Origin of the sequence: Actinocatenispora rupis (assembly GCF_016861975.1) — a bacterium.
Taxonomy (GTDB): Bacteria; Actinomycetota; Actinomycetes; order Mycobacteriales; family Micromonosporaceae; genus Actinocatenispora; species Actinocatenispora rupis.
Genome location: NZ_BOMB01000012.1, coordinates 374,412 through 385,854, shown reverse-complemented (window position 1 = coordinate 385,854; position 11,443 = coordinate 374,412). Strand labels below are relative to the sequence as shown.

Genomic DNA, 11,443 nt, shown 5'->3' with positions numbered 1-11,443 from the left:
GGAGGTGCCGCGGATCTGCACGGGTGCAGGCTTGTCACGTCGCACAGAGGAGTGGACCGGTGCCGAGTACGCAGTCCGAGAAGGTTCGGGAACATTGGGTGGTGTCGCGAAGGTCCTGGATCGATCCGGCCTTCGAGGGCAAGGACGACGAGGCGTGGGGTGACCTCACGGCCGAACCGCGCGGCGTCGACTACACCGAGGTGGACGTCGCCGGGATGCCGGGGATGTGGGTGACGCCGAAGGGCGCGGCGGCCGACCGGGTGTTGCTGTGCATCCATGGCGGCGGGTTCCTCAGCGGTTCCCTGTACACGCACCGCAAGCTGCTGGGGCACCTGGCGAAGCGGGCCGGCGTACGGGGGTTGCTGTTCGAGTACCGGTTGGCGCCGGTGGCGACCCACCCGGCGCAGCTCGACGACGTGACCGCCGCGTACCGGTGGCTGCTCGATCGGGGCATCGAGCCCGGTCACATCGCCGTCGTGGGCGATTCGGCGGGCGGTGGCGCCTGCATCACCGTGCAGCTCCGCGCCCGCGAGCTGGGCCTGCCGCTGCCGGGCGCGGCGCTGCTGCTGTCGCCGTGGGTGGCCATGGAGACGTCCGGCGACTCGTACCGGACCAACGGCGAGCTGGACCCGTTCTTCCAGCGGGACGCGGTGGCCACGATCGCGTCGGCGTTCCTCGGCGAGACCGGCGACCCACGCGACCCCATGGCCAACCCGCTGTACGCGGAGCTGACCGGGCTGGCGCCCACGTACATCCAGGTCGGTGGGGACGAGACGCTCCTCGACGACGCCCGCCGGTTGGCCGATCGCGCCCGGCGCGCCGGTGTCGAGGTCCAGTTGGAGGTGTTCCCCGGCATGCTGCACACGTTCCAGATGGCGGCTGGGCGCGCGCCCGAGGCGGACGATGCGCTCGACCGTCTCGCGGCCTGGGTCCGGCCGATCCTGCATGCCGAGCGATGAGGCGGGAGTACACCGCATGACCAGCCGACGTGCCGACGACTTCGCCACCCTGACCGAGCCGTACCGGCGGGAGCTGCGGGCGCACTGCTACCGGTTGCTCGGCTCCCTCGACGACGCCGAGGATCTGGTACAGGAGACCTACCTGCGGGCGTGGCGGTCGTACGGCACGTTCGAGGGTCGGTCGTCGCTGCGCGTCTGGCTGTACCGCATCGCCACCAACGCCTGCCTCCGGGCGCTGACGCAGCGGTCCCGGCGGGCGGTACCGTCCGGTCTCGGCGCCCCGCAGGTGGACCCGGACGCCGCGCCGGCGCCCGTCGACGGGGTGGCGTGGTTGCAGCCGCTGCCGGACGCCCTGGCCACTCCCGCGGAGGCCGATCCGGCCACCGTGGTCGCCAACCGCGACAGCCTGCGGCTGGCGCTCGTGGCGGCCTGCCAGCTGCTCCCGCCCCGGCAACGCGCCGTACTGCTGCTGCGGGAGGCGCTCTCGTTCCCCGCCGCGGAGGTCGCCGCCATGCTCGGTACCACGGTCCCGGCGGTCAAGAGCCTGCTCCAGCGCGCCCGCGCCACGCTCGACGCCGCCCTGCCCCGGCACGACGAGGTACTGGAGCCGACCGAGCCGCGCGCCCGCGAGCTGCTGGCGCAGTACATGGCGGGGTTCGAACGGGCGGACACCGTCGCCCTCGAACGCGCGCTGCGCGCCGACGCCGCGATCGAACTGGTCGGCACGGCCACGTGGTTCGCCGGCCGGGCGACGTGCCTGCGGTTCCTGACCACGGTCGTCGGAACCGCCGGCAGCTGGCGGATGCTGCCCACCCTCGCCAACGGCCAACCGGCGGCAGCCGCGTACCGCCGCGACGGTGACACGTACCGGGCCTTCGGCGTCGGCGTACTGGACGCGACGCCCGGTGGCATCGCCCGCATCACCGTCTTCGACGGTGGGGCCGACCTCGTCGTACGCTTCGGCCTTCCGGCCACGCTCACGCCCGCCAGCTGACCGCGCCGCCGCGCCTTGGCCGCCAAGACGATGTCCGGCTCGTCGCCGACGCCACGTCGACCGGCGCCGACGTACGCTGACCGGGAACGAGGAGGAGCCGCGGTGATCCGAGTACTGCTGGCGGAGGACGTGCGCGTGCTGCGGGAGGCGCTGGCGGAGCTGCTGGGTCACGAGGACGACATCGAGGTCGTCGCGGCGGTCGACCGGGGCGATGTGGTCGTTCCGGCCGCGTTGCGGCACCAGCCGGACGTCGCGGTGATCGACATCGACATGCCCGGCATCGACGGCATCGAGGCGGCCACCCGCCTGCGGCGGGAACTGCCCACCTGCCGGACCCTGGTCCTGACCGGGGTCGGCGGTCCGGCCACCCTGCAACGGGGCGTGCAGGCGGAGGTGGCCGGGTTCATGCTCAAGGACTCCGGGCCGCGCGAGGTCGCCGACGCGATCCGTACCGTGGCCGCCGGTGGACGGGTGCTCGATCCGCAGCTGGCGTACGTGGCGCTCGGCTCGACCGGCAGCCCGCTCACCGAACGGGAGACCGAGGTGCTCCGGCTGACCGCGTCGGGCGCGACGCCGCGGGAGGTCGCCGCCAGCCTCTTCCTGACGTACGGAACGGTCCGGAACTACCTGGCCTCAGCCGTCACCAAGCTCGACGCCCGTAATCGGGTCGACGCGATCCGGATCGCGGCCGAGGCGGGGTGGCTGTAGCCGCTCTCGCACGGGTACGTCGGCGGTGAGGACGAACGTGTCGCCGCGGGTCTCGGCGCTGAACCGTCCGCCGGCGGCCGTGACCCGGGCGCCCAGGCTGGCGAGGCCGGTGCCGGCCCGTCGCGTGGTGCCCGCGCCGGCGGCACCGTCGTTGACGACCCGCAGCGTCACCGCGTCGTCCCGTACGGTCAGGGTGATCGTGCAGGTACTCGCGGTGGCGTGGCGTACGACGTTGGTGACCGCCTCGCGCAGCACGGTCGCCAGCAGCGTGTCGACGCCACCCGGTACTGCGGGGGCGTCGACGGTCACGTCTCCTCGGATGCCCGAGGTGTCGAGCAGCGACCTGGCGGTCCGGAGTTCCTCGGCGAGGTGCAGCTCGTGGGTGCCTGCGGTCACCGCGCGGACCTCCCGGAGTCCACGTTCGGCGAGCCGCCCGAGTTCGGCGATCTCGTCGCGGGCCCTGGCCCGGTCGGTGTCGACCAGCCGCGCGACCAGTTCGGCCTTGAGCCCGATGCCGGCGACGCTGAAGCCGAGCAGGTCGTGGACGTCGCGCGCGACCCGGAGCCGTTCGCGTACCACCGCCAGCCGGGCCAGCCCGTCGCGCGTCTCGGTGAGGTCCCGCGCGAGCTCCGGCAGCCGGCAGTAGGCGTACACCTGGACGAGGGTCGCGGTCAGGCTCGCGACCAGGTAGGTGCGGTCGCCGAGGGTGGTGCCCGGCGGCTGCACCAGCAGCAGTGCCACCAGTACGACCGTCAGGACTCCGGCGGAGACGGCGGGACGGTACCGGTAGAGCACCGCGCCGGCGACCAGCACGATCACCGGGGCGAAGTGCGTACCGGTGAGCGCGACCACGACCAGCAGTACGACGAGGTGGCCAGGCAACGTCCACCGCCACCACCGCGGTACGCGGTCGCCCAGCTGCGGCGCGCCGTGGTACATCTGCAGGCCAACGGAACCGGCCAGGATCAGCACCGCGAGCACCCACCCGGCGGTACCCGGCCGGACGTAGTAGGCGAGGTTCACCAGGACGAGCAGGGCGCAGCCGATCGTCGTCGCGAGGGTGAAGGACCGGGCCAGCCGCGGCGAGATCGTGGTCGCCGGCGCGGTGTCCGTACCGGCCGGGCGCGGGGGCATCGCGCGCCGGAGATCGGTGATCGAGCGCGCGGCGCGCGCCGCGTTCCGGGCGTGCGCGGCGATATCGGCCAGCCGGGTACGGGTGTCCGCGTCGTCGACGCCCAGCCCGCTGAGCCGGTGTACCGCGGCCAGCTCCTCGCCCAGCGCCGTACGCAGGTGTTCGGCGTTGTCGAGGCGCTCCGCCGCCACCGCGAGTTCCGTGTACGCGGTCCGCTCGGCGGCGACCCGCCGGGTCAGGTCGGTCAGCAACACCACCCCGAACAGGCTCAACCCCACCAGGACATCGATGACCAGCCGGCCGACCAGCGCCAACCCGTCCACCCCGGGTTCCTGGAACGCCGCGCTCAGCGCGATGTCCACCGCGACGGCGAGGACCGACAGCGGCCAGCCGACCCGCCGCGGCGCGACGAACAGCAGCGACGCGACGACACCGCCCCCGACCGGGCCCCACACCCCGCCGATCACGACGTACGGGGCGAAGGCGAGGACGGCCTGGGCGGCCACGAGGCCGGCGGCGACGGGCGGGGGCGGGCGCCGGGTCGCGATCACGTACAGCAGCGCGCAGACCCCGGCGATCGCCGTCACGGCGATCCCGGCGGTCACCCCGTGCACCGCTGACGGTCCGTACTCGGAGGAGAAGACGAAGCCGCTGCGGGCCACGAACCAGGCGCAGAGCGTGACGGTCAGCAGCACGAGTGCCAGCTGCGGCCTTGCCCGCACTCCGCCCCCCTGACCTCGACGAACTGCATGGTGCACAGGTCCGATGTGCAGTGTCAAAGCAGCGTACGGGCACCGGCTCTGCCGGTCGGTGCCTCACGCACCGTCGTCGGCGCCGACTGCGGACAGACCGGGTCCGCCGCGGTCGTGCGACACCATCACCAGGAACCGGACAGCGCGGCACCCCAGCACCGGTGCGGCGCGCTTTCCGTTGCGTACCAACGGGATCAGGCGTGCCGTCGTGCAAACTGCACGGCCGGACATGCAGAGCGAACGGCGGGAACCGGCACTGTGCCGGCCGACCGGTGCCGCACGCACTGTCGTCGGCGCCGCCGTCACCGCAGGCTGAGAGCATGACGAACGACGACACCGCGATCCGACCGTTCCGGGTCTCCGTACCCGATTCCGACCTTGCCGATCTGCGGGACCGGCTGGACCGGGTCCGCTGGACCGAGCCGGCGCCGAATGCCGGCTACGGGGTGGATGTGGACGACCTGCGCCGGCTGGTCGAACACTGGCGGTCCGGTTTCGACTGGCGCGCACAGGAAGCGAGGATCAACGAGCACCCGCAGTTCACCACCACGATCGACGGCCAGACCATCCACTTCCTGCACGTACGGTCGCCGGAGTCCGGTGCGACGCCGCTGATCCTGACCCACGGCTGGCCGGGATCGGTCGTGGAGTTCCTGGACCTGATCGGCCCGCTGACCGACCCGGCCGCGCACGGCGGGGATCCGGCGGACGCGTTCCACCTGGTGATCCCGTCGCTGCCGGGCTTCGGTTTCTCCGGGCCGACCACCGAGGCCGGCTGGGGCAGCACCCGTACGGCGGCGGCCTGGGCGGAACTGATGGCGCGCCTCGGCTACGAGCGGTACGGGGCGCACGGCAACGACGCGGGTTCGATGATCTCGCCGCGGTTGGCCGCGTACGCCGGCGAGCGTGTCCTCGGCGTCCACGTCACGCAGGTGTTCTCGTTCCCGTCCGGCGACCCGGCCGAGTTCGCCGGCATGTCCGAGCAGGACATGGCCCAGATGCAGCAGTTGCAGTGGTTCATGGCGTCGAAGTTCTCGTTCAACCAGCTGCACTCGCAGCAGCCGCAGACGCTCGCGCACGCGCTGGCCGACTCGCCGGTCGGCCTGCTCGGCTGGAACCTGCAGCTGATGGACGACGACGCGATGGGTGGGCGGCGTCTCGACGACGACTTCGTCCTGACCAACACGGCGATCTACTGGCTCACCAACACCGGCGGCTCCTCGATCCGCTTCTACCGCGAGGACGCCAACGCCGACACCGCACCCGCCGAGCCGAGTACGTTCCCGCTCGGGCTGGCCGGTTTCGCCGGCGACTTCTCCGGCGTGCGGACGTTCGCCGAGCGCGACCACACGAACATCGTCCAGTGGAACCTCTACGACGCCCGCGGCGGCCACTACGCCGCGCACCTGGAGCCGGAGCTGATGGTCGCCGACATCCGCGGCTTCTTCCGCCCCCTGCGACCGACTGGCAAGAACAGCACGACCCATGACGTACGCGGGACAGAAGAAGCGTCACGATGAGGGACAAGATCACGCCGCTTCAGGTCGACAGCCCGCAGGCGGACATCGACGACCTGGCACAGCAGCCGACCATGGCGAACGACAGCACGATCACCTCGTTCCGCATCGACGTCCCCCAGGCCGACCTCGACGATCTCCAGGAGCGGCTGGCGCGGACCCGGTGGGCGGAGGAACTGCCCGCGGGCGAGTCGGCGCCGGCCGGCCCGGTGCCGCCCGGTTGGGAGTACGGCGTCCCGGTGGGCTACGTCAAGCAGCTGGTCGAGCGGTGGCGCACCAGCTACGACTGGCGGGCCTGGGAGGCGAAGCTGAACGCGTACCCGCAGTTCACCACCGAGATCGACGGTCAGCACATCCACTTCCTGCACGTGCTGTCGCCGGAGCCGGACGCGACGCCGCTGATCCTGACCCATGGCTGGCCGACCACGGTGGTCGAGTGGCTGGACGTGATCGGCCCGCTGACCGACCCGGCCGCGCACGGCGGCGACCCGGCGGACGCGTTCCATCTGGTCATCCCGTCGGTACCGGGCTTCGGCTTCTCCGGGCCGACCCGCGAGCCCGGCTGGAACCGGTACCGGGTGGCCCGGGCCTGGGCCGAGCTGATGCGCCGGCTCGGATACGACCGGTACGGCGCGGTCGGCAACGACGGCGGATCGCTGATCTCGCCCGAGGTGGGCCGGGTCGACCCCGGGCACGTCTGCGGCGTGCACGTGACGCAGGTCTTCTCGTTCCCGTCGGGCGACCCCGCCGAACTGGCCGGTCTCACCGAGGAGGAGCGCGGAAAGCTCGCGTTCGCCGAGTGGTTCACCCAGAACCGGGGCGCGTACGACAAGCTCCAGTCCACCGAGCCGCAGAACCTGGCGCACGCCCTGGCCGACTCCCCGGCCGGCCTGCTGGGCTGGCACGCGCAGCTGCTCGGCGCGTCCCTCGACCCGGAGTACGTGCTCACCAACGTGATGATCTACTGGCTGACCAACACGGCCGCCTCAGCCGCCCGGTTCTACTACGAGGACGCGGCGGCGGCCCCCGTACAGCAGAAGTCGAACGGCCGCGGTACGTCCGTGCCCGAGCCGACCACCGTGCCCCTCGGCCTGGCCAACTTCGCCTGGGACTTCCAGTCCATCCGCGCCTTCGCCGACCGCGACCACACGAACATACTCTCCTGGAACGTCTTCGACCGGGGCGGCCACTTCGCCGCGCACGACGCCCCCGACCTGCTCGTCGGCGACATCCGGCAGTTCTTCGCCAAGGTTCGCTGACCCGCCGCCGGTCGTCGGCGGAACCCCCACAGACCCCTGTGCTCGCACGGAAGGAATCCCATGTATCTCGTCATCGGTGCCACGGCTCACTTCGGACGTCAGGCGGTGGAGGAACTGGTCGCCGCAGGTGCGCCGGTGCGGGCGCTGACCCGTACTCCCGAACGGGCCGGGCTCCCGGCGGACGTCGACGTCGTCCGGGGCGATCTGACCAAGCCCGAGACGCTGCCGGCGGCGCTGGCCGGCGTCGAGGCCGCCTTCCTGGTACTGCAGTACGGGATGGATGTCGCTCCGCTGCTGGCGGCCGCGGGCCAGGCCGGGGTGCGGCGGCTGGTGTTCCTGTCCTCGGGGGCGGTCGTCCCGGGCGCCGAACGGCAGCCCGACGTGATCGCCCAGTACCACCGCGACGTCGAGCGGGCCATCGAGGCGTCCGGGATCGAGCCGACGTTCCTGCGGCTGCTGTTCCCCGCCATCAACTCGTTGACGTTCGCGATGCAGCTCCAGGGCGGTGACATCATTCGCGCGCCGTACACCGAAGCGGCCTTCAGCGCCGTGCACGAGCGGGACGTCGCCGAGGTGGCCGCGCGGATCCTGATCGACGGCGGGAACCCGGGTCGGGCCTACGACCTGACCGGTCCGGAGTCGCTGACCCAGACACAGCAGGTCCGTATCCTCGGCGAGACGCTGAAGCGCCCGCTCACCGTCGAGGACCTCGACCCGGAGCCGGTACTGGAGCAGATGGGCCAGTTCATGGACCCCGAGTTCCTGGCCGCGCTGTTCGCTCTCATGGCGCAGGCGGTCGGCAAGCCCGCGCCGGTCAACGACGTCATCGAGCAGATCACCGGGCACCCCGCCCGCAGCTACGCCCAGTGGGCCGAGGATCACCGGGCCGACTTCGGAGGCTGATCAACGACGGCGGGGGCGGCAGGTGCCCCCCCCGCCAGGTGGACGGAAAGGCAGGCACGGTGCCACGGGTGCTGGCGACGGGACTTCGGGCTTCGGCGCCGACTCGCCTGGGTCGGGCAACTGCTGACCGGATCCCTCGAACCGGGCGAGATCCGCACCATCGCGTCGATCGACCTCCTCCGTGGCGCCGGCGTGCGGTACGACGTCGGCGCCGCGGGGCCCCGGATCTCGTCTCCCTATCCTGATGCGGATGTTTCCCATGCTCAAGAACCGTGACCTCAACCGGGCGACGCTGTCGCGGCAGCTTCTGCTGCGCCGGCACCGGATGGACCCGGCCGCCGCGGTCGAGCACCTCGTCGGCCTGCATTCCCAGCTGCCGCAGAACCCGTACACGGCCCTGTGGTCCCGCCTCGCCGACTTCGACCCCGCCGCATTCTCGGTACGCCTGGCCGATCGCGAGTTCGTGCGGATCAGCTTGCAGCGGTCCACCATCCACACGGTGACCGCTGACGACTGCCTGACCCTGCGGCCCGTGCTGCAGGTCCCGCAGGACCGGACCCTGAAGTCGGCGTTCGGCCGGCAGCTCGCCGGTGTCGACATCGAGGCGGCGGCCGACCGGGCGCGGCAGCTGACCGAGGACCGCCCGATGACCTTCAACGACATCGGTACGGCGCTGGCCGAGCAGTGGCCGGAGGCGTCGCCACGGGCGCTGGGCATGATCGCCCGGCACCGCCTGTCGATGGTGCAGGTTCCGCCGCGCGGGTTCTGGCAGCGGGGCGGCGAGTCCCGGCACACGACCGCCGAGTCCTGGCTGGGGCGGCGGCTCGCCGTCGCTGGCTCCCTCGGTGTGCCCGCTGCGCGGTTCAGCCTGCGGTGAGGTAGTTGTGGACCTCGTAGATGTGGACATCCGTGGGGGCAGGTGCTCCCGCCTCGCGCACGCGAGGTCCGAGCTGTTCGTCGACGAACCTCTGGTACGTCTCGCGGTCCTGCCACACGTCGACGATCCGGAGCCCGTCGTCGGTTGCGGCGACCCAGTGGAACAGCCCGCCCGGGGATCCCGGTCCACCCGGGGCGAACCCCATCTTGTCGGTGATCTCGTCGTACTGGTCCAGGGTGCCGCCTGGGAAGGTCATCTCGACTGCTATGGCCATCGTGTCGACCCTTCGCGTCGCCCGGCCGGCGCCGCGGCCGGGTGCTGCCGGTCCGTTGGCTGGGGGACATGTACATCGTCCCTCCGGACAGGTGTACCGCCCCATCGGTACAACGGGTCGAGGTTGGTGAGGAAAAGATGACGGTCGCTCGCCCGACGCCCGCACCGGCTCTGGCGCCGCTTCCGGATCCGGCGCCCTGGACTGATCACGGCCGCCGGGTCGCGGGTCAGCGTTCGGTGTCCACTGTGGACATCCAGGACTCGACGTCGGCCGCGGTACGCGGCAGCGCGTCGGACATCAGCCGGTAGCCGTCGTCGGTGATCAGTACGTTCTCCTCGATCCGGTAGCCGAGGCCGCGGAACTCGGCCGGTACGAGTTCGTCGTCGGGTTGGAAGTACAGGCCGGGTTCGACGGTCAGGACGTGGCCGGGCGCGAGCGTGCCGTCCAGGTACTCGGTGGCCCGGGACGCCGCGCAGTCGTGCACGTCGAGGCCGAGCATGTGGCCGGAACCGCACAACGTCCAGCGCCGGTAGACCGTCGAGTCGGGATCCAGCGCCTCCTCCGCCGAACACGGCAGCAGCCCCAGGTCCGCGAGCCCGTACGCGGTGACCCGCATCGCCGCCCGATGGAAGGTGCGGTACGACGCGCCCGGCACCAGTTCGGCGAGCGCCGCGTCGTTGGCCGCCCGGTTGAGTTCGTACAGGTCGCGCTGGATGGGGGTGAAGTGACCGGAGATCGGCAGTACCCGGGTGATGTCGGCGGTGTAGAGCGAGCGGGTCTCGACGCCGGCGTCGAGCAGCAGCAGGTCCCCGTCGCGGACCGGGCCGTCGTTGTCGATCCAGTGCAGCGTCGTGGCGTGCGGGCCGGCGGCCACGATCGAGTGGTAGCCGACGTCGTTTCCCTCGGTACGGGCGCGCAGCCAGAACGTGCCCTCCAGGTACCGCTCGGAGGTGGCCTTCGCCCGGTCGAGGGCGCGCACCACGTCGGCGAAGCCGCGCGCGGTGATGTCGCAGGCCAGCTGCAGCTGCTCGATCTCGTACGCGTCCTTCACCAGGCGCAGCTCGGACAGCACCGCGGCCAGCTCCGCCTCGGCGTACTCGTCGTGCCCGACCAGCGCGTCGACGTCGGCGTCGACGCCGCGCAGTACCCGGGTGGGCAGGGCGGTGCGCAGCGCCGGTTCGAGCTCGGCGATGTCGCGGGTGGCTAGCCCGAGCTCGGCGGCGGACTCGGCGAGCGACGGCCGGCGGCCCGCCCACAGCTCCCCGGTACGGCTGAGGTAGAACTCGCCGTTGTCCCGGCGGGAGCGTGGGGGCGCGAAGAGGGTGTCGCCGTCCGGTTCGACCACCAGTACCGAGTCGGGGTGCTGGTTTCCGCTCAACCACACGTGGTTCGAGTGCGCCCGGAACCGGTAGTCCTGGTCGTTCGAGCGGGTCTTCAACCGCCCGGCGGGTACCACGATCCGCTCGCCCGGGAACGCGGCGCGCAGCCGGTCGCGGCGCTTCGCGGCGAACCCGGCGACCGGCAGCTGGGCCAGGTCGCGGCGCTCGGTGTCCGCCCACCCGGTGCTCATGAACGCGTTGAGTGCCTCGGTCGGCGGCCAGTCGTGGCTACCGGTGGCGAACTGCTCGCGGGCCATCCCACCTCCTGCTGTTCCGTATACCGAACGAGGTGAACGCTAGGCACCGGGCGCTGCGCGGTCAATGTACGTCCGCGGAGTTCCCGGCAACTCGGGGCTGTTGTCCCGTACTGGCGGCGCCGCGGGTCGCGGACGTCACACCCGACCCGTTCGCTTCACGGAACGCCTCGCGCGCCCGCGTTCTGTGCTGTCGAGAGCGACCGGTCCGCGACAGGAGGGCGCGCCGCCCTTTCCGCCGCGAGTAGGTCAGGGCTGTTGATCCCGGGCCCCGACGGGCGTGTCGTCGACCGTCAGTACGGGAGCGCCAGGCAAACGCCATCCGAACGTCATGGTCGCGTACGCCGACTGCGGCCACGATCGGTCTGGTCGTCGTGATGGCCGCACGCCTGCGGCATCCCGTGTGCTGGCGCCGATCGGCGACGGGTCCGCCGA

General features: G+C 72.0%; 10 protein-coding genes. 7 read left to right on the top strand and 3 right to left on the bottom strand.

The genetic code is table 11. The features are described 5' to 3' along the window. The first annotated feature begins 101 nt into the window (after positions 1-101). The 3 genes from Aru02nite_RS12170 (at position 102) to Aru02nite_RS12160 (ending at position 2,661) form a co-directional block, all read left to right on the top strand. A complete protein-coding gene (locus Aru02nite_RS12170; protein ID WP_203657542.1) occupies positions 102-959 on the top strand; it encodes an alpha/beta hydrolase in 858 nt (285 codons plus the stop codon). Between the two features lie 16 nt (positions 960-975). Next, entirely contained in the window at positions 976-1,953 is a 978-nt protein-coding gene (locus Aru02nite_RS12165; protein WP_203657541.1) for an RNA polymerase subunit sigma-70, read from the top strand. A gap of 102 nt (positions 1,954-2,055) precedes the next feature. Further along, on the top strand, positions 2,056-2,661 hold the full coding sequence (locus tag Aru02nite_RS12160) for a response regulator transcription factor (protein ID WP_203657540.1): 606 nt from the start codon (positions 2,056-2,058) through the stop codon (positions 2,659-2,661). On the opposite strand, the gene Aru02nite_RS12155 is transcribed toward Aru02nite_RS12160, so the two are convergent. After that, on the bottom strand, positions 2,587-4,515 hold the full coding sequence (locus Aru02nite_RS12155; RefSeq protein WP_203657539.1) for a sensor histidine kinase: 1,929 nt from the start codon (positions 4,513-4,515) through the stop codon (positions 2,587-2,589). The genes Aru02nite_RS12160 and Aru02nite_RS12155 overlap by 75 nt on opposite strands. 350 nt (positions 4,516-4,865) lie before the next feature. On the opposite strand from Aru02nite_RS12155, the gene Aru02nite_RS12150 reads away from it, so the two are divergent. From Aru02nite_RS12150 to Aru02nite_RS12135, 4 genes are all read left to right on the top strand, one after another. Then, positions 4,866-6,065: an epoxide hydrolase family protein gene (locus Aru02nite_RS12150; RefSeq protein WP_203657538.1), complete on the top strand. Its 1,200-nt coding sequence runs from the start codon at positions 4,866-4,868 to the stop codon at positions 6,063-6,065. A gap of 71 nt (positions 6,066-6,136) precedes the next feature. Beyond that, positions 6,137-7,321 carry an epoxide hydrolase family protein gene (locus tag Aru02nite_RS12145; protein WP_203657580.1) on the top strand — a complete coding sequence of 395 codons (1,185 nt, stop codon included), beginning with the start codon at positions 6,137-6,139 and terminating at the stop codon, positions 7,319-7,321. A gap of 60 nt (positions 7,322-7,381) precedes the next feature. Further along, positions 7,382-8,224 (top strand): NAD(P)H-binding protein, encoded by an 843-nt coding sequence (locus Aru02nite_RS12140; RefSeq protein WP_203657537.1) that lies wholly within the window; start codon positions 7,382-7,384, stop codon positions 8,222-8,224. A gap of 250 nt (positions 8,225-8,474) precedes the next feature. Next, positions 8,475-9,101 (top strand): DNA glycosylase AlkZ-like family protein, encoded by a 627-nt coding sequence (locus Aru02nite_RS12135; RefSeq protein WP_203657536.1) that lies wholly within the window; start codon positions 8,475-8,477, stop codon positions 9,099-9,101. On the opposite strand, the gene Aru02nite_RS12130 is transcribed toward Aru02nite_RS12135, so the two are convergent. Both Aru02nite_RS12130 and Aru02nite_RS12125 read right to left on the bottom strand, forming a co-directional pair. Beyond that, on the bottom strand, positions 9,088-9,357 hold the full coding sequence (locus Aru02nite_RS12130) for a hypothetical protein (RefSeq protein WP_203657535.1): 270 nt from the start codon (positions 9,355-9,357) through the stop codon (positions 9,088-9,090). The two genes, Aru02nite_RS12135 and Aru02nite_RS12130, sit on opposite strands and share 14 nt — an antisense overlap. A gap of 244 nt (positions 9,358-9,601) precedes the next feature. After that, a complete protein-coding gene (locus Aru02nite_RS12125; protein WP_203657534.1) occupies positions 9,602-11,011 on the bottom strand; it encodes an aminopeptidase P family protein in 1,410 nt (469 codons plus the stop codon). Positions 11,012-11,443 lie beyond the last annotated feature (432 nt).

Bases quoted from the DNA above. Each gene is read 5' to 3' on its own strand.
- Aru02nite_RS12150 (WP_203657538.1), top strand. From the start codon at position 4,866: ATGACGAACGACGACACCGCGATCCGACCGTTCCGGGTCTCCGTACCC.
- Aru02nite_RS12140 (WP_203657537.1), top strand. From the start codon at position 7,382: ATGTATCTCGTCATCGGTGCCACGGCTCACTTCGGACGTCAGGCGGTG.
- Aru02nite_RS12130 (WP_203657535.1), bottom strand. From the start codon at position 9,357: ATGACCTTCCCAGGCGGCACCCTGGACCAGTACGACGAGATCACCGAC.
- Aru02nite_RS12165 (WP_203657541.1), top strand. From the start codon at position 976: ATGACCAGCCGACGTGCCGACGACTTCGCCACCCTGACCGAGCCGTAC.
- Aru02nite_RS12135 (WP_203657536.1), top strand. From the start codon at position 8,475: ATGTTTCCCATGCTCAAGAACCGTGACCTCAACCGGGCGACGCTGTCG.
- Aru02nite_RS12125 (WP_203657534.1), bottom strand. From the start codon at position 11,011: ATGGCCCGCGAGCAGTTCGCCACCGGTAGCCACGACTGGCCGCCGACC.
- Aru02nite_RS12145 (WP_203657580.1), top strand. From the start codon at position 6,137: ATGGCGAACGACAGCACGATCACCTCGTTCCGCATCGACGTCCCCCAG.